This is a genomic window from Jeotgalicoccus saudimassiliensis (genome assembly GCF_000756715.1).
In the GTDB taxonomy this organism is placed as follows: Bacteria; Bacillota; Bacilli; order Staphylococcales; family Salinicoccaceae; genus Jeotgalicoccus; species Jeotgalicoccus saudimassiliensis.
The window spans coordinates 1992651-2017277 of the sequence record NZ_CCSE01000001.1 but is presented as its reverse complement, the minus strand read 5'-3'; the positions used below and the strand labels follow the sequence as shown (position 1 = coordinate 2017277).

The 24627-nt window shown below is 41.7% G+C and carries 24 protein-coding genes, 3 tRNA genes and 1 riboswitch; of the genes, 7 read left to right on the top strand and 20 right to left on the bottom strand.

The features are described 5' to 3' along the window. Nucleotides 1-26 precede the first annotated feature (26 nt). From RZ44_RS10060 to RZ44_RS10050, 3 genes are all read left to right on the top strand, one after another. Nucleotides 27-704 carry an RluA family pseudouridine synthase gene (locus tag RZ44_RS10060; RefSeq protein WP_035810998.1) on the top strand — a complete coding sequence of 226 codons (678 nt, stop codon included), beginning with the start codon at nt 27-29 and terminating at the stop codon, nt 702-704. Then, nucleotides 691-1464 (top strand): NRDE family protein, encoded by a 774-nt coding sequence (locus RZ44_RS10055; RefSeq protein ID WP_035810997.1) that lies wholly within the window; start codon nt 691-693, stop codon nt 1462-1464. The genes RZ44_RS10060 and RZ44_RS10055 overlap by 14 nt, the downstream gene beginning before the upstream one ends. A gap of 2 nt (nt 1465-1466) precedes the next feature. Then, nucleotides 1467-1510: riboswitch (PreQ1 riboswitch) on the top strand. Nucleotides 1511-1519: 9 nt separating this feature from the next. Continuing rightward, a complete protein-coding gene (locus RZ44_RS10050; protein ID WP_035810994.1) occupies nt 1520-1969 on the top strand; it encodes a QueT transporter family protein in 450 nt (149 codons plus the stop codon). A 53-nt stretch (nt 1970-2022) separates the two neighbouring features. Here the strand turns inward: RZ44_RS10050 and RZ44_RS10045 are convergent, their stop codons facing one another. The 3 genes from RZ44_RS10045 to groES all read right to left on the bottom strand — a co-directional run bounded on the left by RZ44_RS10045 (nt 2023) and on the right by groES (nt 5516). Then, a complete protein-coding gene (locus RZ44_RS10045; protein ID WP_035810992.1) occupies nt 2023-3294 on the bottom strand; it encodes a RidA family protein in 1272 nt (423 codons plus the stop codon). 272 nt (nt 3295-3566) lie between these two features. Then, nucleotides 3567-5192: a chaperonin GroEL gene (groL, locus tag RZ44_RS10040; protein WP_035810990.1), complete on the bottom strand. Its 1626-nt coding sequence runs from the start codon at nt 5190-5192 to the stop codon at nt 3567-3569. Nucleotides 5193-5231: 39 nt separating this feature from the next. Continuing rightward, nucleotides 5232-5516, bottom strand: coding sequence for a co-chaperone GroES (gene groES / locus RZ44_RS10035; RefSeq protein WP_035810989.1), 285 nt, complete (start codon nt 5514-5516; stop codon nt 5232-5234). A gap of 189 nt (nt 5517-5705) precedes the next feature. On the opposite strand from groES, the gene RZ44_RS10030 reads away from it, so the two are divergent. Continuing rightward, nucleotides 5706-6470, top strand: a complete 765-nt coding sequence (locus RZ44_RS10030) for a CPBP family intramembrane glutamic endopeptidase (RefSeq protein WP_035810988.1) — start codon at nt 5706-5708, stop codon at nt 6468-6470. Between the two features lie 42 nt (nt 6471-6512). Here the strand turns inward: RZ44_RS10030 and RZ44_RS10025 are convergent, their stop codons facing one another. Both RZ44_RS10025 and RZ44_RS10020 read right to left on the bottom strand, forming a co-directional pair. Further along, nucleotides 6513-7358, bottom strand: a complete 846-nt coding sequence (locus RZ44_RS10025; protein WP_035810987.1) for a TPM domain-containing protein — start codon at nt 7356-7358, stop codon at nt 6513-6515. After that, nucleotides 7358-7957 (bottom strand): LemA family protein, encoded by a 600-nt coding sequence (locus RZ44_RS10020; RefSeq protein WP_035810986.1) that lies wholly within the window; start codon nt 7955-7957, stop codon nt 7358-7360. The genes RZ44_RS10025 and RZ44_RS10020 overlap by 1 nt, the downstream gene beginning before the upstream one ends. Before the next feature lie 164 nt (nt 7958-8121). Between RZ44_RS10020 and RZ44_RS10015 the strand changes: the two genes are divergently transcribed. Next, complete coding sequence (locus tag RZ44_RS10015; protein ID WP_035810981.1) at nt 8122-9822, top strand: M3 family oligoendopeptidase; 1701 nt, start codon at nt 8122-8124, stop codon at nt 9820-9822. 28 nt (nt 9823-9850) lie between these two features. On the opposite strand, the gene RZ44_RS10010 is transcribed toward RZ44_RS10015, so the two are convergent. The 7 genes from RZ44_RS10010 to RZ44_RS09980 all read right to left on the bottom strand — a co-directional run bounded on the left by RZ44_RS10010 (nt 9851) and on the right by RZ44_RS09980 (nt 16540). After that, nucleotides 9851-10906, bottom strand: coding sequence for a tartrate dehydrogenase (locus RZ44_RS10010; RefSeq protein ID WP_035810979.1), 1056 nt, complete (start codon nt 10904-10906; stop codon nt 9851-9853). Between the two features lie 133 nt (nt 10907-11039). After that, nucleotides 11040-12224: an LPXTG cell wall anchor domain-containing protein gene (locus RZ44_RS10005; protein ID WP_035810977.1), complete on the bottom strand. Its 1185-nt coding sequence runs from the start codon at nt 12222-12224 to the stop codon at nt 11040-11042. A gap of 154 nt (nt 12225-12378) precedes the next feature. Continuing rightward, nucleotides 12379-13215, bottom strand: a complete 837-nt coding sequence (locus RZ44_RS10000; RefSeq protein ID WP_035810975.1) for a MurR/RpiR family transcriptional regulator — start codon at nt 13213-13215, stop codon at nt 12379-12381. Nucleotides 13216-13353: 138 nt separating this feature from the next. Then, a complete protein-coding gene (locus RZ44_RS09995) occupies nt 13354-14814 on the bottom strand; it encodes a glycoside hydrolase family 32 protein (protein WP_035810968.1) in 1461 nt (486 codons plus the stop codon). A gap of 22 nt (nt 14815-14836) precedes the next feature. Continuing rightward, nucleotides 14837-15589: a twin-arginine translocase subunit TatC gene (tatC, locus tag RZ44_RS09990; RefSeq protein ID WP_035810966.1), complete on the bottom strand. Its 753-nt coding sequence runs from the start codon at nt 15587-15589 to the stop codon at nt 14837-14839. Nucleotides 15590-15635: 46 nt separating this feature from the next. After that, nucleotides 15636-15866 carry a twin-arginine translocase TatA/TatE family subunit gene (tatA, locus tag RZ44_RS09985; protein ID WP_035811762.1) on the bottom strand — a complete coding sequence of 77 codons (231 nt, stop codon included), beginning with the start codon at nt 15864-15866 and terminating at the stop codon, nt 15636-15638. 41 nt (nt 15867-15907) lie between these two features. Continuing rightward, nucleotides 15908-16540, bottom strand: coding sequence for a redox-sensing transcriptional repressor Rex (locus tag RZ44_RS09980; protein ID WP_035810962.1), 633 nt, complete (start codon nt 16538-16540; stop codon nt 15908-15910). 125 nt (nt 16541-16665) lie between these two features. On the opposite strand from RZ44_RS09980, the gene RZ44_RS09975 reads away from it, so the two are divergent. Then, nucleotides 16666-18582, top strand: coding sequence for an ABC-F family ATP-binding cassette domain-containing protein (locus RZ44_RS09975; RefSeq protein ID WP_035810953.1), 1917 nt, complete (start codon nt 16666-16668; stop codon nt 18580-18582). A 313-nt stretch (nt 18583-18895) separates the two neighbouring features. On the opposite strand, the gene RZ44_RS09970 is transcribed toward RZ44_RS09975, so the two are convergent. The 8 genes from RZ44_RS09970 to RZ44_RS09935 form a co-directional block, all read right to left on the bottom strand. Next, nucleotides 18896-19333 (bottom strand): VOC family protein, encoded by a 438-nt coding sequence (locus tag RZ44_RS09970; protein WP_052108969.1) that lies wholly within the window; start codon nt 19331-19333, stop codon nt 18896-18898. A gap of 95 nt (nt 19334-19428) precedes the next feature. Continuing rightward, the gene (gene tsaD / locus RZ44_RS09965) at nt 19429-20451 is read right to left on the bottom strand and encodes a tRNA (adenosine(37)-N6)-threonylcarbamoyltransferase complex transferase subunit TsaD (protein WP_035810952.1); all 1023 of its coding nucleotides are present in this window, start codon (nt 20449-20451) and stop codon (nt 19429-19431) included. After that, entirely contained in the window at nt 20444-20896 is a 453-nt protein-coding gene (gene rimI / locus RZ44_RS09960; protein ID WP_035810949.1) for a ribosomal protein S18-alanine N-acetyltransferase, read from the bottom strand. Before rimI ends, tsaD begins: the two co-directional genes overlap by 8 nt. Further along, nucleotides 20878-21519, bottom strand: coding sequence for a tRNA (adenosine(37)-N6)-threonylcarbamoyltransferase complex dimerization subunit type 1 TsaB (tsaB, locus tag RZ44_RS09955; protein ID WP_035810947.1), 642 nt, complete (start codon nt 21517-21519; stop codon nt 20878-20880). The genes rimI and tsaB overlap by 19 nt, the downstream gene beginning before the upstream one ends. Then, nucleotides 21500-21961: a tRNA (adenosine(37)-N6)-threonylcarbamoyltransferase complex ATPase subunit type 1 TsaE gene (gene tsaE, locus RZ44_RS09950; RefSeq protein ID WP_035810944.1), complete on the bottom strand. Its 462-nt coding sequence runs from the start codon at nt 21959-21961 to the stop codon at nt 21500-21502. Before tsaE ends, tsaB begins: the two co-directional genes overlap by 20 nt. A 364-nt stretch (nt 21962-22325) precedes the next feature. Beyond that, a tRNA-Gly gene (locus RZ44_RS09945) sits at nt 22326-22399 on the bottom strand. Nucleotides 22400-22428: 29 nt separating this feature from the next. Then, a tRNA-Leu gene (locus tag RZ44_RS09940) sits at nt 22429-22517 on the bottom strand. 195 nt (nt 22518-22712) lie between these two features. Beyond that, nucleotides 22713-22787: transfer RNA gene (locus tag RZ44_RS09935), tRNA-Glu, on the bottom strand. 334 nt (nt 22788-23121) lie between these two features. Here RZ44_RS09935 and RZ44_RS09930 point away from each other — a divergent pair. Next, nucleotides 23122-24621 carry a catalase gene (locus RZ44_RS09930; RefSeq protein WP_035810940.1) on the top strand — a complete coding sequence of 500 codons (1500 nt, stop codon included), beginning with the start codon at nt 23122-23124 and terminating at the stop codon, nt 24619-24621. Nucleotides 24622-24627 lie beyond the last annotated feature (6 nt).

Genomic DNA, 24627 nt, shown 5'->3' with positions numbered 1-24627 from the left:
CTTACGAATTTTAAGGAGTGAAATGTGTGAATATTAAAGTACTGTACGAAGATAACCATTTACTCATTGTCGATAAGCCGGTTAACATCCCTGTCCAGGAGGACAGTTCAGAAGATAAAGACTTATTAACTATGTTAAAGGAATATATTAAAGAAAAATACAATAAACCCGGTGCGGTTTATTTAGGGCTGGTGCACAGACTCGACCGTCCTGTCGGCGGTGCCATTGTTTTTGCAAAAACTTCAAAAGCTGCGTCACGCCTGTCAAACGAAGTCCGTCTTCAAAACTTTGACCGCGAGTACCACGCTGTCGTTGAAAATCACCTGGATCAGAAAAAAGGTACATTAACGAACCATTTATTTAAAGACCAGAAAAAGAATATTTCAAAAGTCGTTCATAAAAACCACCGCGGCTCAAAAATGGCGAAACTGGACTATGAAACTGTCGATCAGAACAATAAGTTCTCACTTGTAAAAGTGAAGCTCCATACAGGCCGCTCGCATCAGATCCGCGTTCAGCTTTCTCATTTCGGCCATCCGCTTTTCGGAGATCAGAAATATAATAAGAATGCTAAAGTCGGTCAGCAGATTGCGCTGTACTCTACTTACCTGCGCATTAAACATCCTACGAAAGACGAGTACGTGGAAGTCCACTGCAACCCGCCGGAAACATTCCCGTGGAGTGATTTTAATGTGTCTTATTAATTTTAATATCGGTTCGCATGACAAATATAAAATGATTATTGCAGCAAACCGCGATGAATTTTATGCGCGCCCCACTGCATCTCTTCACTACTGGGATGATCATAAAAATATTTTGGGCGGCCGTGATTTAAAAGCGCACGGTACCTGGCTTGCCGTTTCAAAATCAGGTAAAATAGGAGCACTGACAAATATTCGTACGCCTGAAGAAATGACGGCCGAAGCTAAAAAATCACGCGGTGAACTCGTCGTTAATTATCTGCTGTCGGAAGATAATCCACAAGATTATTTAACAGCTCTTACAGCACACAGCAGTGACTATGCCGGCTTTAATCTGCTTGCAGGAACACCGGATGAACTTTACTATATGAACAATTACGATAACAATATCTCACGTGTTGCTGACGGCACTCACGGGCTGTCGAATGAATTTCTCGACACACCGTGGCCGAAAGTCGTTATCGGAAAAGATCAGCTGGATAAAGTAATTTCAGAGGACGATATAAATATAGATGCGTTGTTCGCCCTGCTCCGCATTGATACGAAAGCAGCAGATGACATCGTGCAGCAAACCGGTGTGGATTTTGAGCTCGAAAAGAAATTATCGCCTCTCTTTATCGACATCCCGGATTTTGATTACGGTACACGGTGTTCCACTGTTGTGCTCGTCGACCGTCAGAATAATATTACACTGATTGAACGCACGTTTAAAAACGGCGTGGAAACCGGTGAGATTTCAGAAACAATAGCAGTCAGTAAATAATTTTAAAACAGGTTCGCAAACTCCCTGTCAAAAAAACTAAGGAGAATTACGTAATATGAATGTAAGAGACATAGTGATTAACGGTGTTCTCGCTGCAATTTATGTGGCTTTAACCGTTATCAACCCGATCGGCACAGGTGCAATTCAGTTTAGAATCAGTGAAATGCTCTGCGTCATTCCATTTTTCAACCGGAAGTATATCGCCGGAATGATTCTTGGGGTCGGTATCGCAAATATTTTTTCAAGCCTCGGCTTAATCGACGTCGTTGTCGGTGTAACAATATCGGTTATTGCTTATTCATTAAGCTACTTTATAAAAAATGTCTGGGTCAACGCACTGCAGTACAGTGTGCTGGCAGGACTGTTCGTCGGCCTCGCGCTGTATCTGGTACTCGGGCTGCCGTACTGGTTCAGTGCAGCAACTGTCGGATTATCAACGCTGATTACGACATTTATCGGCACGCTTATATTTAAAAAAATCGGTCACAGAATATTGCCCGAATAAAATTAACGCCTCTGCATCATTGATGCAGAGGCGTATTTTTGTCCTGTCAATTATTATTCAGTTTCAGGTGGCGTACCTTCAGCATTGCCTGCAATTGAGTCCATCTGAATTAAAGCATCACCCTGTAATGCTGACACTCCGACTACTCTTCTTGCTGGTGTGCCTTCCGGGAAAAAATCACTGTAAACTTCGTTTACTGCTTCCATATCATTCAGGTCTTTAACGAAGATATTCACTTTAACCATATCTTCCATTACGTGGTCAACGCTTTCGATAACCGCTTTAATGTTCGTCAGTACCTGTTTAGTCTGTTCTTTAATTCCGCCTTCAACAAGTTCTCCTGTCGCAGGGTCAACCGGCAGCTGTGCTGACAGGTGGTTGTAGTGTGAGAATGCTACTGTCTGTGATGATAAGCTGTCGACAGGTGCTTCTTTAGTATTGTGTGCTTTAATCACAATACCGTGTCTGTCCTCGATTGCCTGAGGCGGTGTCCCGTCTCCGTGTGATACGACAGCTTCAATCTGTACCGAAGCGCCCATCTGCAGGTCTTTCACCTGAATTACAGTACGCGCAGGTACATAGTTAACCGTTCTTGCGATTGAAGAATCCGGGAAGAAAGTTGAGTATACTTCGTTTACTGCTTCCATATCTGCAAGATCTTTCACAAAAATATTCACTTTAACGATGTCATCAAAAGGTACATCGATGCCTGCTAAAATAGCTTTAATATTTTTCAGACTCTGTGCAGTTTCCGCTTTAATGCCGCCTGTAACGATTCTTCCTGTTGCAGGATCAACAGGCAGTTGTGCTGTAATGTTGTTGTAGTGTGAAAATGCTACTGTCTGTGATGATAAACTGCTGACAGGTGCAGAGTCAGTGTTGTTTGACAGTTTAATTAAATCTCCGGCCTGCGGTGCATTTGGAATCGTACCTTCGCCGTGTGATACAAGCGCTTCAACCTGTACTAATGCATCCATCGGTAAAGCTGCAGCAGCAACTGTTGTGCGTGCAGGTACATACGTCGGGAAGAAAGTTTTGTAAACTTCATCCACAGCGTCAACATCCTGGATATCTTTAACAAAAACAGAAATTCTGACGATGTCGCTCATTACGTGACCAACACTCTCAAGTACCGCTTCAATATTTTTAAAGCTCTGTTCAGCCTGTGCTTTAATTCCGCCTTCAACTAATTTTCCTGTTGCAGGATCTATTGGAAGCTGTGCTGAAAGGTTATTGTAGTGGGAAAAAGCCGATGATTGTGATGACTGGTCAAATTTCGGCGCGTTTTTTGTATTCGTTGCTGATACTGCATTATATTCACTCATAAATAGTATACTCCTTTAAAGTTAGGTTTATTTGAAACATATAATTAGCAGAATTTATGGCTTAGCCTACTGCTGAAAGTTATAAAATATATACTTCATTATCCACCTTACATCAGGAACAAATAAATAGAATTGTCATATAACACATTTTCATCTGTTCATTTTATTACTTCCTACAATAATAGAGTTTTAAAAAGGTCTTCCCAAGGTTGGATAACCTTATGAAAGACCTTCTCTTAACACCTATTAAATTCGAAATAGATTAACTATTATTACATCATGCCCGGCATTCCGCCGCCCATGCCGCCCATATCAGGGCCGCCGTTTTCTTCAGGAATGTCTGCAACGACTGCTTCTGTCGTTAAGAACATTGCTGCGACTGAACCTGCATTCTGCAATGCTGAACGTGTAACCTTAGTCGGATCCACGATACCTGCATCAATCATGTTTACCCACTCAGCAGTATCAGCGTTATAACCAATACCCGGCTTCTGATCTTTCAGCTGGGAAACTATTACCGAACCTTCCTGGCCCGCATTTTCAACAATCTGGCGTAATGGAGCTTCAAGTGCTTTCAGTACGATGCTGATACCAGTCTTCACATCGCCTTCCGCTTCAAGTTCTGCAACTTTAGAGTACACTTCTACAAGTGCAGTTCCCCCGCCTGCTACAATACCTTCTTCTACTGCAGCACGCGTAGAGTTCAATGCATCTTCGATACGAAGCTTGCGTTCTTTCATTTCAGTTTCTGTTGCTGCACCGACTTTAAGTACTGCAACTCCGCCAGCTAATTTAGCTAAGCGTTCCTGTAATTTTTCTTTATCGAAACTTGAAGTCGTTTCTTCAAGCTGTGCTTTAATCTGATTCACACGTGCTGAGATAGCTTCTTTGTCCCCGGCACCTTCAACGATAGTCGTATCATCTTTAGATACGTGAACTTTGCTCGCGTTACCTAAAAGATCAATTGTTGCATCTTTAAGTTCAAGACCAAGCTCATCAGTAATCACCTGTCCGCCTGTTAATGTCGCAATATCTTCAAGCATTGCTTTACGGCGGTCGCCGAAGCCTGGTGCTTTAACTGCGATAACATTAAATGTTCCGCGGATTTTATTTAGTACAAGGTTAGTCATTGCATCGCCGTCAACGTCATCTGCAATAATTAAAATTGGGCGTGACTGCTGAACAATCTGCTCTAATAATGGTACAAGATCCTGAATGCTTGAAATCTTTTTATCCGTAATTAATACGTACGGATTGTCGAGTTCAGCAATCATTTTCTCAGAGTCAGTCACCATGTAAGGTGACAGGTAACCGCGGTCAAACTGCATTCCTTCAACCACTTCAAGTTCAGTTTTAAAGCCGCGTGATTCTTCAATCGTAATGACACCGTCATTGCCGACTTTCTCCATAGCTTCTGAAATAAATTCACCGATTTCAGGGTCGTTTGCAGAAATTGCACCAACCTGTGAAATTGATTCTTTATCCTGAACAGGTTTTGAAACTTCCTGCAGTGCTTCAACAGCGCGTTCCACAGCCATGCCGATACCAGTACGGATGCCGACAGGGTTCGCACCGCTCGTTACGTTTTTAAGACCTTCCTGAATCATTGCTTGCGCAAGTACTGTTGCAGTTGTTGTACCGTCACCGGCAATTTCGTTTGTCTGGTTTGCAACTTCCGCTACGAGTTTTGCACCCATATTCTCATACTTATCTTCAAGTTCGATTTCTTTGGCAATTGTCACACCATCGTTAGTAATTAACGGTGATGAAAATGCTTTATCTAAAACGACGTTACGTCCTTTTGGTCCTAATGTTACCTTTACTGCATTTGCTAACTTATCCACTCCAGCCAGCATTGACTGGCGAGCATCTTCTGAAAACTTTAATTCTTTAGCCATTTTTCTGCCTCCTAATATGAATTATATATAGTTTTTATATTATTCAATTACTGCAAGAATTTCCGATTCCGAGAGAATTAAATATTCATTATCCCCATGCTGTACTTCTGTACCTGCAAATTTAGAATAGACAACTTTGTCGCCTTCTTTAACTTCAAGATCAATTTGTGTGCCATTTTCAAGTATACGGCCAGTTCCAACCGCGACAACTGTACCTTCCTGCGGTTTCTCTTTTGCAGAATCAGTTAAAATGATGCCGCTTTTTGTTGTTTCTTCTGTCTGAGTTAAATCTACAACTACACGATTTCCAATTGGTTTTAACATGGAAATGCCCTCCTTATTAATCTTAAGTTTTATAAAATTAATTGTATGATTTAGCACTCATGATTATCGAGTGCTAACAATAATTATAATAATCAAACTTGGTCAAAAATGCAAGTGATAAGACTAAAATATTTTGGACTTCAGCACTTTTAATGTAAGATAATATTATTGATTATTGGAGGTTTAATCGTGAGACGCGTATACAGTTTATTAATTATCCTAACATTTTTAGCAGTACAGTTTGCACTGCTCCCGGTCGGCTTAATTTTCACAGCCATGGACCCTTCTCTCGGTCCCGGCGAACTCGTTGAAAAACTGATGCCGTATCAGGTCGTTACATTCGCACTTGGTGCAGTTATCGTAATCCTTATCGGCAATCTGCATAAGAACAAAAACAGAATAGAACGCGGGTCCCAATCCGACGGTCTGCTTACAACAGTATGGATTATCGGCGGTGTGTTCCTTGCGTACATGTCACAGATTGCTGCCGGTATTATCAATATATATGTTCTCGGCAATCCGATTGAAAGTCAGAATACGACAGATATTGTCGACATGATTTTCAACTCGCCGTGGATGATTCTTGTCGTTGTATTATTCGGTCCTATTATTGAAGAGTATGTTTTCAGAAGAGCAATATTCGGTGAAATTTACGAACTGATGCCGTCGGGCAGCAGAGCAAAGAAAGTACTCGCCTTCTTAGCAGCAGGACTTGTGAGCGGATTAATATTCGCTGTTGCACATGCTGACTTCACACATATTCTGATTTACTTATCAATGTCTTACGTATTCAGTTTCTTATATGTAATTACGGGACGTCTGTTTGTGCCAATTATGGTTCATATTATTATGAACGGTCTTGTTGTACTGCTGCAGACAGTCTTCGCAGACTTTTTAGAAGAAACGGAACAAATTCAAAATCAGCTGAATGCTGTAATTTCATTGTTTATGTAAAAAAATTCCGGGGAATTATTCCCCGGAATTTTTTGTTTTATTTTAGAATCCGCGTCCTGCACCGCCGCCTCCGCCGGAGCCGCCGCCAAATCCGCCGAATCCTCCGCCGCCGAAGCCGCCGCCTGAACCGCCGCCAAAGCCTCCGCCTCCGCCTGGAGGGAAGAAAATTACGGGACCGCCGCTTCTTCTGCGTCTGCCGCCCGAACCTCCGGAACCGCCGGAGCCTCCACCGCCTGATACCATTTTATAAATGATATACAGTACTGTCATAAATATCGCCAGCCGGATCAGAATAGAGAATATACTGTCATTCTGTCCTGTTCCTGTATCTTCAGCCGGTTCTTCACGTGTGAATTCACCGTCCTCATAGCCGTAAGCTGTTAAAGACTCTTCATATAATGCTATATACAGATTATTGAGTGCCGTTTCGTAATTACCGGCGACTAAATCATCGTACGCCACATTATCAATAATACGTCCTATTTTGGCATCGTTTAAGTATCCTTCAACGCCGTAACCGACCTGCACCTCAATACCACGATTATTGAATTCATTATCGTTATCCAGATTCAAAAGAATGACAATGCCGTTATCTTTCTCGGCTTTACCGACACCGTATTCTCTCAGTGCACGGAGAGCAAAGTCCTGACGATGTTCCTGGCCTGTTGAACTCATCGTCATTAGAAGCAGTTCGGCACCCGTTCCTTCTTCGAGATGTGTACCCTTCTCGTTAATTTCATTAATTGTACTGTCGCTGAGTACACCTGCATTATCCTGCACAAAATAATGACTTTCATTGAGTGCCGGCAAATCCACTCTTGCTTCTGCAGGCGAACTTAGCAGTAATACACTAAGTACAACAGCTATAAAAGCAAAGCTTTTTTGCATTACTCTCCACCATCTGTATCATCTTGGTTAGTATTAAACTCCACATCCGGTACATCCTGTGCAGATTCATCCGCTTCGAAATAAGCTTTCTCATCGAAATTAAAAATTCCTGCGATAATGTTGCCCGGGAATGTTCTTGTATTGCGGTTGTATTCCTGCACCGCTGTGTTGTAGTCCTGACGTGCTACAGCAATACGGTTCTCCGCGCCTGCAAGCTCATCTCTTAAACCTGTAAACTGCTCACTCGCCTGCAGATCAGGGTAGTTCTCTGAAATCGCAAGGAGACGTGATAAGGCACTTGTCATTTCGTTGTTAGCTTCAGCAAGCTCTTCAACATCACCGCTTGCACCAGCGAGTCTTGAACGCGCATCTGCAATATCAGTAAATATTTCTTCTTCATGAGAGGCGTAGCCCTGCACCGTACTTACAAGGTTGGGAATTAAATCCCCGCGTCGCTGCAGCTGCGTTTCGATTTGTGATTCTTTCTGGTTAACCTCTTCATCGAGATTTACAAGACTGTTATATCTCGGTACGATCATAATTGCAATAATCACAATTACCGCAATCAGTACACCTATAGGTATAAGAAATTTCTTCATTGTGTGTCCCCTTTTCTTTAAGTAGTAAATTTATGCATAAGCATTGTTCTTATATATTACCCCAATTTCAGCAGATTATTACTATCCACACTATCATATTTATAACAGACTTTTTAATCCTTATGCTAAAATACGGGTTAAGACCATTAAGGGGGAATTAATTTATGGTAACAAAGTTCGAAGATTTTAAATATGAACGTCCGGATTTAGAACAATTTGAAGAAACTGTGGATTCGCTGCTTAAGGAATTCCATGCTGCCGATTCTGCAGATGCACAGGTTACTGTAATCGATAAACTGAACGTAGAATTTGACCACCTGGATACGATGGCGAATCTTGCATCAATCCGTTCATCAATCGATACACGCGATAAATTCTATGATGAAGAGCGCAATTTCTTCGATGAAAATGATCCGTCATTCACGGAAATTACGAACCGCTACCGCAAAGCAATCACAACAAGCAAATTCCGCGATGAACTGGAAGCTCGTTTTGGGGAACAGCTTTTCAAACTGTCGGATAATGCTTTAAAAACGTTTGATCCGTCAGTCAAAACACTGCTTCAAAAAGAAAATAAACTGGCAACGCAGTACGACAAACTGCTTGCTTCAGCTGAAATAGAATTCGACGGCAAGAAATTAAATCTGTCGGAATTCACACCTTACACTCAAAACCCTGACCGTACAGTGAGAAAAGATGCGACACTTGCTGTACAGAGTTTTATGGGAGATAACCTTGAAAAAATTGATAATATTTACGATGAGCTTGTAAAAACAAGAAATGAAATCGCAGTAACACTCGGCTACAAAGATTTCGTTGAACTCGGATATATCCGCATGAACCGTATCGACTATGACCGCAAGATGGTTGAGAAGTTCAGAAAACAAGTTGAAGAGTATGTAGTGCCAATTGTTACTGAACTGAAAAAGCGTCAGGCTGATCGTATCGGCCTTGATTCGCTGAAGAGCTATGACGGCAACTTTGAATTTATTACAGGCAACGCAGCGCCGAAAGGCAAAACGAAAGACATTATGCAAAACGGTGCACAGATGTATAAAGAACTGTCGCCTGAAACGGATGAGTTCTACACTTTTATGACTGAGCGCAACCTGTTTGATGTAGAAGCGAAGAAAGGTAAAGAAGGCGGCGGCTACTGCACGATGATTGCAGATTATAAAGCACCGTTTATCTTCTCAAACTTTAACGGTACCCAGGGCGATGTGGAAGTACTGACTCACGAAGCGGGACATGCATTCCAAACGTATATGTCGCGTCATCTGACAGTGCCTGAGTATGCATTCCCAACACTCGAATCAGCGGAAATCCACTCGATGAGCATGGAGTTCTTTACTTATCCGTGGATGGAATTATTCTTTAAAGAAGATACTGATAAATTTAAGTTCTCTCATATGGCAGACTCAATTTCATTCCTGCCATACGGTGTGGCAGTCGATGAATTCCAGCATGTGGTTTATGAGAACCCTGAACTGACGCCTGAACAGAGACGCCAGGAATGGAAGAAAATCGAAGCGAAATATTTACCGCACATTGATTACGACGGAATAGAACCGCTTGAAAGCGGCGCATTCTGGCACAGACAGGGTCATATATTCGGCGCACCGTTCTACTATATCGACTACACACTTGCTCAGGTATGTGCACTGCAGTTCTGGAAACGTGCCAAAGAAGACTTCGACGGCGCATGGGCAGACTACCTGGCACTATGTAAAGTCGGCGGCTCACTGCCGTTCAACTCACTTGTAGAGCTGGCTAAACTGAAATCTCCGTTTGAAGAAGGCTCTCTTGAAACGGTTATTGATGAAGTCCATGCTTACCTGAACTCTATCGACGATAAAAAACTGTAAAAATAAAACACGCCAAACGGCGTGTTTTTTATTTACCTAGTCTCTTGATGATTTCATCTGTGACTTCAGTCATCTTGTACTTGCCGCCTAAATCAGCTGTCTGATAACCATCAGCAGTCACCTCTTCAATTACCTTCAGCAGATGCTCGGCAATGTTCGCTTCGCCGTTAAATTCCAGTAACATCTTAGCAGTCCAGATCTGACCAATCGGGTTAGCAATACCTTTACCGACAATGTCCGGCGCTGAACCGTGAACCGGTTCGAACATTGACGGATATTTACCATTCAGGTTTAAGTTGGCAGAAGGCGCTACACCAATACTTCCCATAATTGCTGCACCAACATCCGATAAGATATCTCCGAATAAGTTACTGCCGACAACCACATCAAGCTCATGCGGGTGTGTAATAAAATAAGCCGCCAGTGCATCGATGTGCTTGGACTCGGATTTAATGTTCGGATGCTTTGCTGAAATTTCTTCAAAAATCTCATCCCAAAAAGGCATGGCGTGGAAAATCCCATTGGATTTAGTTGCACTTGTTACAAGACCTTTACGTTTCGATGCAAGATCAAACGCAATGTTCATCGCCTGTTTTGTTGCGCGTTTAGAGAAGACGTTGTTCTGAATCGCGATTTCATTATCATCGTGGAAAATACGTCCTCCGATAGAACTGTACTCCCCTTCACTGTTCTCTCTAACAACGACGATATCGAAATCTTGAGGATTGGCAAGTTTAGAATTAATACCCTGAAGTAATTTCGCAGGACGGATGTTAATCTCCTGCTGGAACTCCTGACGGATTTTAAGCAGCAGACCCCATAATGAAATGTGATCCGGGACCTTAGAAGCATCACCGACAGCACCTAAAAACACACTGTCGAACTGGCTGAGACGATCCATACCGTCCTCAGGCATCATTGCGCCGTGTTTTAAATAATAATCACAGCTGTATGGAAACTCTTCAAAATCAAACTTAAGACCGCCATGAACATCAGCCACCTTCTCTAAAACGCGAATCGCCTCAGGCATAATCTCCCTGCCGACACCGTCCCCTGGAATAGATGCAATTTTTAATGTTTTCATTCCTTCACCCCGATGTTTATGTATGTAATTTCAGAATATTGAATAATACTGATAAAAACATTATAACACTGAATACAAAAGAGACCCCGGCGAAATTCACCTGGGCCTCAAATTTATAGATATCAATCATCTACTAGTTATCTGTTTTTAATTTCTTGCTCATAAACACTAATACGGTACCGAATATCGTCAGTAACCCTGCAAATGCATAGTTAGTCGAATCCGCTTCACCTGTATTCGGCAGTTCTTCTCCATCATACGAGTTTACCTCTTCTGCTTTCACTGTCTCTTCAAGTTCAAGCTTCTGCGCTTCTGTTAAATCTTTTTCTTCAATAATTTTTGAAGACATTACACGTGTTACTCTCTGATCCAGTGTAGACAAATCTTCAGCAATGTTTTCTTCACTGAACGATATTCCACTTAGAATATCGCCGTAGTCATATCGGTAAAGTTTTTTCTTTCCCGTTCCTGCAGTTGCTTCAACAGTTTCCTGTTCCGCTTCAGCGTTTTCAGTTACTGCTTCTTCTGCCGTTTCAACAACGCCTTCAGATGGTTGTGATGTTACTGTGCTCTCTTCTTCAGTAGTCTGTTCATACCACTCTTCCGGCTGAATTTCAGTGCCTTCTGTCTCTTCAGGTTCCACTGTTTCTATCGGATTGATTTGCTCTATTGGCAATTCGGATACATCCGTTTCGTCTTCAGTGCTGTAAACGTAGTCTCCATCTGTCTCAGATGATTCAGGTGCAGTCTCGTCTGTTATTATTTCACTATCATATTCCGGTTCCGGGTTTGCTTCAGTATTACCTTCTGCTTCTTCTGATGTATCACCAGGAGTCTCTTCTTCTCCTCCGGATACTTGTGATTCGCCTTCTTCAAGCACGTCAGTTTCATCTTCTGTCAGCTGCTCTTCGGATTCTGCCGGCTCTTCTTCCAGCTGGTCCGTCTGCTGATTAGGTTCTGCAGGCTGCAGTAAATCTCCGCCGCCTTCAGTTGATTCTTCCTGAACGTTCTCTGAAGTTGTACCTGTATCTGTCTCTATATCATTATTATAAGTATCTGATTCTGGTGTTCCTTCCTGAGTCCCCGCTTCACCTTCTGTTGTTACAGATGTTTCCGCGTTCTCTTTTGTCTCAGTTTCTGTTTCATTAATTGTCTGAACTGTTTCTTCTGTATTTTGTACCTCTTCCGGAACTGTATATGTTTCGGCTTCAATACTCTCATCTATCTCTTCGTCAGCATAAGCAATGTCAGGGATTAGTACAGTTGACAGCAGCAGTAATGATGTCAATTTCATTTTGTTAATTTTTGATTTTCGCATTGTTTTCCCCTCCACGCATCCTGAAATAAATTATACATTTTCGCGCTCATTTACATTAATGTACAATTTATTATAGTTGATGGCAGAGAGCATTTCTATACAATATCAAAGTTGTTACATAACCTTAATATTCACGTATTATTATGTAATTATACTAGTGAGTCATGTCATATGTGTTAATAATCGTGTCGTATGCACTTGAACCGAGTTCTTTGCACACGTAGAAAAACAGAACATCACAAATAATATGCTGGGCGATGCGGCTTGTCATATTCATATACTGAATGTTTGTTTCTTCTTCAGTAATTTCAAGTGCAATGTCAGAGTTCCTCTTCGCAATTGATGAATGGTTCTGAGTCAGAATAATAGTCATTACGCCTAATTTTTTAGCGAGTTTGACGATTTCTATAACTTCCTGTGTTTTACCCGATAAAGTAATCACAAACAGGACGTCATTCGGTTTCGCGTTTGTTAATCGTGTCATACATAAATATTTATCAGCAGTAAAGAAGGCGTTGATGTTCACACGGTGTAATTTCTGTTCCATGTCATGTCCGACGTTTGCCGAGTCTCCGACTCCAAAGATAAATGTATTGTCCGCTTTAACCATATGCTGTGCAGCTTCCTGCATGCGTTTACGATTGACGATTTTTTCAGTATTATACAATGCCTGGATTGTATTTTTAAATACTTTATCAAAGATATCTGCGTGCGTATCTTCTTCAATATCAATCACGCGCGAAATTTTTTCCTGCTCCAATGTGTGCAGTTCTTTCGCAAGTTCCACTTTTAATTCTTTAATTCCCTGCAGTCCGATTCTTTTGGCGAATCGTACAATGGCTGCATCACTCGTCGATGAGTGTTTGGCTATTTCCTTAACCGGCATATTAATGACTTTATTAGGGTTTTCCAGCATAAAGTTTGCGATACGCTGCTCGACCGGTGTCATATATTCCAGTCTTTTATTAATCTGACTAAGTACAGAAAACATAATTAACCACCTCTTTTACTGTTGTATTGATTCTCGATATGAATAATATGGTGTAATTATATCACTTCCTGCAATATATTGTTACAGTTTATTCCATGTATTTTTAAAACTATCTAATTTTTCGATTTATTCATATCGTTATTCCAACTCCAGCGGATATTGTGTCAGCTGGACACGGCAGTCTCCAAATTCTGTGACCATTTCCAGTCCCGTTGCATTATCACTTGGAAAAATTCTCGATGTCATAGTATATTTTCCGTCATTAATAAATACTTCGATACTCGATTTATCCATATAAATTCTCATGTTCCCGAGGTCTTCGTCCAGTTTAATGCGGCGTACAAGACCGTCTACATTCTCGATTTCTTCACCGCTGAACGTACGGTCCAGTGTCAGTATCCGCTGTTCACTGTCGTAAATAAGTTTGGTTTCATGGCGCGTATTTTTACGCATATATATATGCAGCATCGATGCATTGTTTTCAAGCACATCGATAATCAGTTCATATACTTCACCGTAAAATGCTGTCAGTTTTGTCGGGTATTCTTTAAAATACCCTTCTGCCGTAATCGCTTCACCGCGCAATTTCTCAAGATTCGGGTGAGGCAGCTGACGGATTCTGTCTTCGTCTATCGTCAGTACTCTCGGTATGGTCATTGCATTGACTGTTCTGTCCGCGCTTGATGGATAGCGGCTTTCTTCTGCTGCCATCCAGGCAAGCAGTACTCTGTTGCCGTCTTCATCAACAGTTGTTGCCGGGCGGTAAAAATCAAAGCCGCCGTCGAATTCATGGAAATCATCGTGGATGAAATAGTTCCCGCGGCGTTCAAAGTCGCCGATCATATAGCCTGACTGGTAAATATTCCAGAAATGCGTGTCGAATTTATCGAGACCTCTCGCATTGAATATCAGCACTGAATCCATGTTCAGATCGAAGAATTCAGGCTGCTCCCATAAATGACCGAATACTTTATAGCCCGTATCGAGCTCGCCGTCAAAGCGTAATTCTTCAACTGACGGACCGCGGTATATAACAACGCGTCCGAATTCTTCCCTGTTCATGGTGCCAAGGAACATAACTACTTCCCTGTCTATCACCGTCACATAGGGATTACGCAAGTATTCAGTGTACCCTGCCGGAAAATTTCTGATCAGCGGTGATGAATACTTCTGTACTTTGCCGTCGGTATTCATATAGCCTCCGAGCTGAGTTGTGAGCAGTTCATCGCTTTTCAGGCGTTCGCCTGTATAAAAATAACTGATCTCATTAAACACTTTAGACAGACTGCCGCCGAATATGTTTTCTGCATCGTACAGCGAGTCCGGTCTGACTTTTACGCCTTCATTCTGAAATGTAACGAGGTCTTTGGAAGTTGCATGATATATGTATTTACTGTCTGGTGTGACTGTTAAATCACTGTCCGGTGACCACTCGTAAAATAAATGATATATACCATTTACATAGTTAAACCCTGTCGGTGCACCTAAAAATCCAAAAGGCGGCTGAACATGATATACCTGTTTCCACTTCGAATCATCAGCTGCCTGTACTAAATCGTCTAATTCTGCACGCGAAATTTCTTCAAGTTTTTTTGGCATATATGTCCAGTACCTCCTGCGTTTATTTCAATTCGTCTTCAAGCTGCTGCTGTTCTGCTTTTAAATATCTGCGGTAGCCGATTTTTGAAATATGAATACTGATTTCATATAAAACAATCATCGGTACTGTAAGCAGCAGGTGTGTCATAATATCCGGCGGTGCGATAATCGCAGCCAGCACAAACATAATAAAATATGCATATTTTCTGTTCTTTTTAAGGAACATCGGTGTAATAATTCCGAGCTGTGTTAAGAATAATGTTAAGACCGGCATTTGGAATATAAAACCGAATGGTAAAATCGTTCTGAACAAAAATCCGAAATACTGGTTAATTCCTATCGTTGCTTCAATTCCCATTTCGGCGGATAAATCAAACGTGAATTTAATAATATACGGTACAACCACAAAATAACTGAATGCCAGACCAATCAGCATTAAAACCATAACTACAGGTATGTACATCAACGTTATACTGCGTTCTTTCTCGTACAGTCCCGGCGTGATAAATGACCACATCTGATACATAATAACCGGTAAAATTATAATAAAGGCAATAGCTACAATAACAATTAAATAAATCTTAATAGGATCTGTCACCTGGAATGCATGCATCTGAACGTTTTCAGTCCACGGTGCATTCTGGAGTTGATAAATCAGCGGTTTTGAAAAGTAAAAACCGACAAACAGTGCGGCAGCAAAAAAGTACATTACCGTTAATAATCGCTTTCTGAGTTCCTCAAAATGCTCGGTAAACTCTTTTTCCTCATCGGCCATTTAAATCACCTCTTTAAAAAAAGGCGGCTTTCGCCACCCTCTTTGTTTATGCTTCTGATTCAATTTTTTTAGGTTCGTCTTTTTTCTCTTGCTCTTCTGACTTTCTGCTGACTTTTACATCGTCGTCATCGTCGTCATCAGCAAGACCTTTAGTAGCATCTTTAAATTCTTTCAGTGTGGAACCGACTGCTTTACCGAACTGCGGAAGTTTCTTAGGTCCGAAAATGATAAGTGCCACTACTGCAATAACGATTAAGCTTACTGGAGTAACCGCCATTAATGTATTTGGTAAAAGAACTTCTATCATGAATACCCCTCCTATTTATTTTTCATCTGGAAAAATAGTGCCTGCAGCTCTACGCCTAAGTCAATACTGTGTACAGTCACATCAGGACCAGTGCTCAGCCGGATAGGTGTAAAGTTAAGAATGCCTTTAATCCCTGCTTTTTCTAAACGCTCTGCGGACTCTTGCCCAGCTTCCATCGGCACAGTCATAATTGCAACTTCAACGTTCTCCTGCTGTATGATTGCCTCCAAATCATCTGTATGGAAAATATCAATTTCATTGATCTTTTTACCTACAAGTGATTCGTTGCTGTCAAAAGCGCCAACTACATTCATTTTATCATGAATGTTTGCAAATTTGTAGTTCAATAACGCACTGCCAAGATTACCTGCACCAAGCAGAATTACATTTTTTACATTGCTTCCCTGGATGTGTTCCAGGAAGAATTTCAGCAGGCTGCCGACGTTGTAGCCGTAACCCTTTCTGCCTAATTCTCCAAAGTAAGAAAAGTCCCTGCGAATAGTCGCCGAGTCAATGTCTAATGCTTCACTAATTTCTTTCGAAGAAACTCTATCATTACCATTATTCTCTTCCTGCTTGAAGTAACGATAATAAAGCGGTAGACGTTTCATAGTTGCATTAGGGATTTTTTTCTTGTTAGACATTCCCTTTCACCTCTATATTTCTAGTCGCTCTATTATAACATAATATATATGGCGTCGCACCGGTTTATCTGGTCGAATTATGTCGGTTTTTCGTGTAAACTGGAGAGTGAAATGAGGTAGGCATAATGATTCTTTTACAATTGGGAAATGTCTCGAAGGCATACGGAACGAACACTATATTTGAAAACCTGGATCTCGAAGTAAAATCGGGGGAAACTCTCGGTATCGTCGGAAAAAACGGTGCCGGAAAAAGTACATTAATGAAAGTTATGGCTGATGAACTCACTTATGACAGCGGTACGATCAGCATGCCGAAACACGTCTCTCTCGGTTATCTTGCACAGCAGATGACACTGGAGTCCGATGAAACTGTCAGGGATGAAATGCAGAAGCCGTTCTCACATATACTTAAAATGAACGATGATATGGCGGAAATTGCCGCATGGCTCAGCGAGCACGAACATACACATGCAGATTATGATGAAAAACTGAAACGCTATGAAACCATTCAGCTCGAATTTGAACATAAAGACGGCTATACAATCGATGCTCAGATTAAAAGTGTTCTGACCGGTCTGCAGTTTACAGAAGCTGACCTCGACCGCAGGGTCGAAGAATTTTCAGGCGGTCAGAAAACGCGCCTTGCACTCGGTAAGATGCTGTTAACAAAACCGGACCTGCTTCTTCTCGATGAGCCGACCAACCACCTGGACATGGCGACTGTTGAATGGCTTGAGCAGTATTTGAAAAGTTATGACGGTGCAGTGGTTATTATTAGTCACGACCGTTACTTCCTCGACCGCACAGTCGATAAGATTTATGAGATCGAACTGCACCGGGGCACACTTTACCATACGAACTACACAAACTACGTGAAAGAAAAAGAGAAAACACACCGATTAAGAATGAAGCAGTACGAGCGTGAACAGAGTGAAGTTAAGAGACTCGAGACGTTTATAGAGAAAAACATTACACGTGCATCGACTTCCGGTATGGCGAAAGACCGCCGTAAGAAACTCGAAATGATGGACCGCATGGATAAACCTTTCATCGACCGTTCGAGCGCGGACTTTCAGTTCACGATAAAACGTGAAAGCGGCAACGATGTACTGAGATTAAAAGACCTTGCCATCGGATACGATGACACCGTCCTCCGAAGCGGCCTGTCGTTTAATGTGGACAAAGGAGACCGTCTCGCAATACTTGGTCCGAACGGTATCGGGAAATCCACACTGGCCAAAACAATCGCTAAAATCATTCCGGAACTCGACGGAAACATTCAGTACGGGACGAACGTAACAATCGGCTATTACGACCAGAAACAGGCGGAATTCACTTCCCAAAACAACGTACTTGAAGAACTGTGGAAAGAATATCCGCAGATGAAAGAAAGCGACGTCAGAAAAATTCTCGGCCGCTTCTTATTCACACAGGATGAAGTGCTGAAACAGGTCAACTCATTAAGCGGAGGAGAAAAAGCGAGAATACAGCTCGCTAAACTGATGCTTGAAGAAAATAACCTGCTGATTCTCGATGAGCCGACCAACCACCTGGATATCGACAGTAAAGAAGTATTGGAAACAGCACTTGAGAATTTCCCCGGCACGATTATCGTCGTATCACACGACCGTTATTTCATCGATAAAATTGCAAGCCGGGTCATGGAAATCGAACCGCATAAAGTTATGATGGTCGACGGTGACTACAGCTACTTCCAGCACAAGAAGAAAGAGGCAGAGTTTATGGAAGCACCTGTTGAGCGCATCGATGAGAAGAAAGAAAACATCTCGGACTACGAAGCCCAGAAACAGCGCCGCAATGAATTAAAGCGCGTTAAAAAGCAGAGCGAAAAGCTCGAACAGGAAATTCAGGAGCTGGAGATTGAACTGTCAGCAATTGAAGATAAGCTGGTGGCTCCGGAAGTCTTTAATGACTACGAGAAAGCTCAGGAGCTCGATAACAGACTTAAAGAAATTAATGAGAAACTTGAAGTACTGATGACCGAATGGGAAGAAGCAGAAGAATTACTTGCCGATCTTTAAGACTTTTACATAAATTTTACTGTGTGTTCCCCTCAAAGGATTACATTTACAACAAAAAGTTATCCACAACAGGAATGCGGTTATGACCGCATTCTTTTTAATTTATCCACAGATTTTACAGTTATACACATACTTATCCACAGATTAATACACAACTTATCATAAGTTACCCACAAACTGTCCACAATTTGTGGACAAAACGTACGTTCCGTATTGACAGAACCGGGAGCTCATCAAACGTATTATTAAGTGAATACGTGTTCGGTATAATAAATAAACCGGGATCCTCACATGAGACGTCCCGGTTTGTATATTATTCCCCGCTGATCATCCAGTTAATACTATACGGATCTTTAAAACTCGCGAAATAGCGGGTCCATTCCGTCGGACCAAGTTTCATATCTACCCGACAGCCTGCTTCAACTGCTTTGTTATAAAGATTTGTCACTGCATTAAGTTCCTCTTCATTATTTGAATCAAAGACAAATGTAATGATTGCTCCGGAGTTATCAATATCCTTATGCTGCCACGTGGAACTCGCCATAAACCTCTGACCGAGCACTTCGAATTCTGCATTCATCACAAATGTTTCTGCATCTTCTGCCGACATTCCCATCTCATCCAGACCCGCGGCAAACTTCGGATCAGATGCCATTATCTTCGTGTTAATAACCGCATCAAAATTCTTCTCGTAAAATTCCAGCGCCTCGAGTGCATTCGAATAGTTAAAGTACTGTACAGCTTTAATCACTAAATCACTCCTTTTAAAATTTTATATCACTTGATATATACCCAATATTTAAATTTATACATTAAAAAAAACAGCCCGAAGGCTGTCGCTGTATATTAAAATGCATATTCCTCTATATCGATAAAATTCCTGCCGTTAAGTCTTAAATCTGCCAGATGTTTTTTCTCATATAAATGATATGCTGCAGCTCCGATCATCGCAGCATTGTCTGTACAGAATTTCAGCTCTGGGATTTGCAGATTAACTTTATGTTCTTCACACATTGCTGTGAATCGGCGGCGCAGCTCGCTGTTGCCTGCAACACCGCCTGCTATAATCAGATTCTTAACATCGTACTCTTTTAATGCGGCGAAGGTTTTCGCCGTCAGAACGTCTGTAACGCTTGCCTGGAAGCTCGCTGCAACGTCGCTTTTATTAATTTCAATACCCTTTTGACTATAGTTGTGCAGCTTGTTGATGACTGCCGACTTTAACCCGCTGAAGCTGAAATCAAATGTATCTTCCTTCATTAAACCTCTCGGGAAGTCAAATGTGTCTTCACCCGCCTGTGCAAGCTTGTCGATATGCGGACCACCGGGATAAGGCAGTTCAATTACCCTTGCGACCTTATCAAATGCTTCACCGACTGCGTCGTCTCTCGTTTCTCCGATAATCTCAAAAGACATATGATCTTTCATGTATATAAGCTCTGTATGACCGCCTGATACGACAAGTGAAACCAATGGGAATACGAGCGGTTTCTCAAGCTGTGCCGCATATATATGCCCCGCTATATGATGTACGGGAATAAGCGGCAGATCATGGACAAATGCAAATGTTTTCGCTGCATTAATACCGATTAAAAGCGCACCTATGAGCCCCGGTCCTTCAGTGACAGCCACTGCTGTTAAATCAGCAGGTTCAAGCTCAGCTTCTTTCAGCGCCTGATCTATGACGTGTGTAATTGCCTCAACGTGATGGCGGGAAGCCACTTCCGGCACTACACCGCCAAATCTTTTATGGCTTTCGATCTGGCTCACTACGACATTCGACAATATTTCATGACCATTTTGTATAACACTCGCTGCAGTCTCGTCGCAGCTCGTTTCTATTGCGAGTATTTTAATATCTTTACTCATTAAGATTCACCCACATCACGTGTGCATCAAGCCCTTCTCCATAATAATTCTTACGTACGCCGCCGTATTTAAAACCGTTTCGTTCATACAGTTTCATTGCCGGTGTATTATCCACTCTCACTTCAAGAGAGACTACATCCGCCTGCGGTTTAACAAATTCCTTTATATGTTCGATCAGAACATGACTGTAACCTTTGCCGCGCATTTTCTTAGCGAGTGCCACCGTCGTGATCTGACACTGGTCCACTACAAGCCATATGCCGGTATAACCGATAATTTCACCGTCCAGCTCCATAACGAAGTAGTGGGCAAATTTATTCATTACAAGTTCTCTCGTATAAGCTTCCATCGTCCATGTTGAGTTTTTAAATGCTTCGACTTCTATAGCGTACACATCATTTAAATCCTCAATCTGCATTTCTCTGATTACCGGTTCTCCTGCCAATTTCTTTCCGCCTCCGAGATGCGCAGATAATCAGGTACCAGCTGATCGGCATCTTCAAGTTTTAACGCTTTCTCATATCGCTCTGTCTGTGAAATTCTTGGTGTCACATGTGTGTACTTTTCAATATCAATGGTGATTCTTTCTTCGCCATTCAGTAAATACACCGCATCTTCAATTTCTGCTGATAAAGCAGTGAAATCAGCATACTGTGGAGCAATGATTTCAGTATAGTCATCTGGTCCTATTTTATACCAGGCACCGTATACATGTCCTCTTCTCGCATCAATAAGAGGCACTGTGCTGCCTTCCTGTCCATTTGATACCGCAAGGACAAATAAAGATGATACTGTGTATACAGGGATATCAAGCTGTTTCGCCAGCATTTTCGCTACTGTAATACCAATCCGTACACCTGTGTATGATCCAGGACCTTTAGCGACAATGATTCTGTCCAGTTCATTTTTTTTAATGTCTGCAATTTCAAGTACTTTCTGTATGTTATCCACCAGTGTCTCTGAATGGGTCTTCTTATAATTTGTATTGATTTCAGCTACCATTCTGCTGTTACGGTTCACCGCAACAGAGAGTGCCTGGTTACTCGTATCAAGCAGTAAACTTATCATATACTTCCTCCGCAATTTTTATGTTACGTCCGCCTTTACCTTCTATAGTAACCAGACGTTCGCTTTCATTTTCATACTTAATATTAATACTGATTACTTCTTCAGGTAAAAATTCAGCAATGAACTGGGGCCATTCTACAAGCGCAATGTCCGTATCATTAAAGTATTCATCAAAGCCGAGGTCCTCTTCTGAATCTTCCAGACGGTAACAGTCCATATGATGAAGCTTAACATCAGCGTTATATGATTTAATAATATTGAATGTAGGTGAAGTCATATGTCTTTTCACACCCAGATATTTTCCTAAAAACTGCGAGAACGTCGTTTTACCGCTGCCGAGATCTCCAGACAGCAGAATGACCGTCCCGCCTGAAATTTGACCCGCGAGTATTTCAGCCAGCTGTTTAGTATCTTCCAATGAAGTTAACTTTAAAGTATGCATGCCGCTACTCCTTCAATAAATAATATATTAATCTATTATATAACAAAAAAAGAGACCTCGAAAGGTCTCAATGCGGCTCATCGCATCCATATATTAAATATGTATTCGCCTGGCAGCGTCCTACTCTTGCGGGACGTCAGTCCAACTACCATCGGCGCTGGAGAGCTTAACTGAGCCAGGATCAAACTCTCCATGATTGGAAAGCTTAATAATAAGCTCTGTGTGATACTGCTGACAGTATCTCGTTTGCGTTTGTGTTGTTCGCCTCAACCTGTGCTCCTATATAATAGAAGACTTTATATTCGGAATTAAACGTTGACATATCGTCATTCAGTTTTCAATGTTCTTTAATGTAATAAAATAATGGAGCGGGTAGACGGGATCGAACCGACAACATCAGCTTGGAAGGCTGAGGTTATACCATTTAACTATACCCGCATGGTATATGTGTTATAATAAGTTTTCAATGGTGCGGCTGAGAGGACTTGAACCTCCACGGGATTTAACTCCCACTAGGCCCTCAACCTAGCGCGTCTGCCGATTCCGCCACAACCGCAAAGCTTATTATATGTAATAACTTTTTTTAATATCTTTTTAGCGACAAGAACTAGTATATCGTGTTCATCAGTTAATGTCAACTGTTTTTTTTATTTATTTTTTTACCTGCCGAGTTGTTCTCTCAACTGGTTAGATTTTAAATTATACTTCAGTGTTTTCATGAAGTCAACACTTTATTTCAACAAATTTTAAATGGTGACCCGTACGGGACTCGAACCCGTGTTACCGCCGTGAAAGGGCGGTGTCTTAACCGCTTGACCAACGGGCCATCTGTTTTGTAACAACGTTTATTAATATACCGGCTAATAGAATTAAAGTCAACACTTTACGGTAAATTAATTTTAAATATTTTTATCAGACGAGTTTCTCCTATATAATGGTGAATATAAGCTTCGTGAAATTTATTATTGTCTGATTTCTCATTTAGGCATGCATCCACTGCTCTTATTGACGATTCGTCAGTATCAGTCGTCCTGCATCCCCTTTAGCAAATTATAATATTATTGCGGTTTCGAAGCTTGCTTTTGATCTGACAGCTTGTTATAGTTTATTTGTAATCATTCTAATTATACAATCATTCTAAATAATGGAGGCAGTTATTGATGACTAACAAAGACAATAGACTTACTACTCTTTTTGGTAACCCTGTAGGCGATCGTGAAAACACAATGACAGCTGGCCCTCGCGGTCCGCTTGTTATGCAAGATCCATACTTCCTTGACATGATGGCTCATTTCGACCGCGAAGTTATTCCTGAACGTCGTATGCACGCTAAAGGTTCAGGTGCTTACGGTACATTTACCGTAACAAATGATATTTCTCAATATACGAAAGCTAAAATCTTCAGCGAAGTCGGTAAACAGACTGAATTGTTCGCTCGTTTCTCAACTGTAGCAGGTGAACGCGGTGCAGCAGACGCTGAGCGTGACATTCGCGGATTTGCTTTAAAATTCTACACTGAAGAAGGTAACTGGGATTTAGTTGGTAACAACACTCCTGTATTCTTCTTCCGTGACCCTAAATTATTCCCAAGTTTAAACCACGTTGTAAAACGCGACCCTAAAACTAACATGCACAATGCAGAAAGTAACTGGGACTTCTGGACTAACTTACCTGAAGCACTTCACCAGGTGACAATTATTATGACTGAACGCGGAATACCGAAAGGCTTCAGAAACATGCATGGATTCGGCTCACATACTTACAGCATGATCAATGAAAACGACGAGCGCGTATGGGTTAAATTCCACTTCCGCACTCAGCAGGGAATCGAAAACTATTCTGCAGAAGAAGCTGCCGAATTAGTAGGACAGGACCGCGAATCTTCACAAAGAGATTTATTCAATTCGATTGAAGAAGGCGACTTCCCTAAATGGAAAGTTTATATTCAGGTAATGACTGAAGAAGAAGCAAAAAATCTTCCATACAACCCGTTCGACTTAACTAAAGTATGGTACAAAGATGACTTCCCGTTAATTCCGGTTGGTGAGTTTGAACTTAACAAGAATCCTGAGAACTACTTCGCAGAAGTTGAGCAGGCAGCATTCGCTCCGACTAACATCGTTCCGGGTATCGGTTTCTCACCTGATAAAATGCTTCAGGGCCGTCTGTTCTCTTACGGCGATGCACAAAGATACCGCTTAGGTGTTAACCACCACCAGATTCCGGTAAACTCACCTAAAGGTGCAGAAAACGTATGTCCATTCAGCCGTGACGGCGCAATGAGAGTTGACGGCAACTTGGGATCAGACATTAACTATTACCCGAACAGCTACGGCGCTCATAATTCACAGCCGCATGCTAAACAGCCTGCACTTGATCTTGAGTACAGCTCAATATACGAACACAACTTCCGTGATGACGACGATAACTACTTCGAACAGCCTGGTAAATTATTCAGACTACAGTCTGACGAAGACAAACAGCGTCTATTCTACAACACGGCTAACGAAATGACTGGTACTACTACACGTACTAAACACCGCCATATCTACAACTGTTATCAGGCAGATCCGGATTACGGTAAAGGTGTTGCAGCGGCATTAGGAATCGATATCAACGACGTTGATCTTGAGAACCCTGATTACTTCCACAACATGTAATTTTTA

Excerpts from the sequence above, each read along its gene's own strand:
- RZ44_RS10055 (WP_035810997.1), top strand. The coding sequence starts at position 691 with ATGTGTCTTATTAATTTTAATATCGGTTCGCATGACAAATATAAAATG.
- RZ44_RS10050 (WP_035810994.1), top strand. The coding sequence starts at position 1,520 with ATGAATGTAAGAGACATAGTGATTAACGGTGTTCTCGCTGCAATTTAT.
- RZ44_RS10045 (WP_035810992.1), bottom strand. The coding sequence starts at position 3,294 with ATGAGTGAATATAATGCAGTATCAGCAACGAATACAAAAAACGCGCCG.
- groL (WP_035810990.1), bottom strand. The coding sequence starts at position 5,192 with ATGGCTAAAGAATTAAAGTTTTCAGAAGATGCTCGCCAGTCAATGCTG.
- groES (WP_035810989.1), bottom strand. The coding sequence starts at position 5,516 with ATGTTAAAACCAATTGGAAATCGTGTAGTTGTAGATTTAACTCAGACA.
- RZ44_RS10025 (WP_035810987.1), bottom strand. The coding sequence starts at position 7,358 with ATGCAAAAAAGCTTTGCTTTTATAGCTGTTGTACTTAGTGTATTACTG.
- RZ44_RS10020 (WP_035810986.1), bottom strand. The coding sequence starts at position 7,957 with ATGAAGAAATTTCTTATACCTATAGGTGTACTGATTGCGGTAATTGTG.
- RZ44_RS10015 (WP_035810981.1), top strand. The coding sequence starts at position 8,122 with ATGGTAACAAAGTTCGAAGATTTTAAATATGAACGTCCGGATTTAGAA.
- RZ44_RS10010 (WP_035810979.1), bottom strand. The coding sequence starts at position 10,906 with ATGAAAACATTAAAAATTGCATCTATTCCAGGGGACGGTGTCGGCAGG.
- RZ44_RS10005 (WP_035810977.1), bottom strand. The coding sequence starts at position 12,224 with ATGCGAAAATCAAAAATTAACAAAATGAAATTGACATCATTACTGCTG.
- RZ44_RS10000 (WP_035810975.1), bottom strand. The coding sequence starts at position 13,215 with ATGTTTTCTGTACTTAGTCAGATTAATAAAAGACTGGAATATATGACA.
- RZ44_RS09995 (WP_035810968.1), bottom strand. The coding sequence starts at position 14,814 with ATGCCAAAAAAACTTGAAGAAATTTCGCGTGCAGAATTAGACGATTTA.
- tatC (WP_035810966.1), bottom strand. The coding sequence starts at position 15,589 with ATGGCCGATGAGGAAAAAGAGTTTACCGAGCATTTTGAGGAACTCAGA.
- tatA (WP_035811762.1), bottom strand. The coding sequence starts at position 15,866 with ATGGCGGTTACTCCAGTAAGCTTAATCGTTATTGCAGTAGTGGCACTT.
- RZ44_RS09980 (WP_035810962.1), bottom strand. The coding sequence starts at position 16,540 with ATGTCTAACAAGAAAAAAATCCCTAATGCAACTATGAAACGTCTACCG.
- RZ44_RS09975 (WP_035810953.1), top strand. The coding sequence starts at position 16,666 with ATGATTCTTTTACAATTGGGAAATGTCTCGAAGGCATACGGAACGAAC.
- tsaD (WP_035810952.1), bottom strand. The coding sequence starts at position 20,451 with ATGAGTAAAGATATTAAAATACTCGCAATAGAAACGAGCTGCGACGAG.
- tsaB (WP_035810947.1), bottom strand. The coding sequence starts at position 21,519 with ATGATAAGTTTACTGCTTGATACGAGTAACCAGGCACTCTCTGTTGCG.
- tsaE (WP_035810944.1), bottom strand. The coding sequence starts at position 21,961 with ATGCATACTTTAAAGTTAACTTCATTGGAAGATACTAAACAGCTGGCT.
- RZ44_RS09930 (WP_035810940.1), top strand. The coding sequence starts at position 23,122 with ATGACTAACAAAGACAATAGACTTACTACTCTTTTTGGTAACCCTGTA.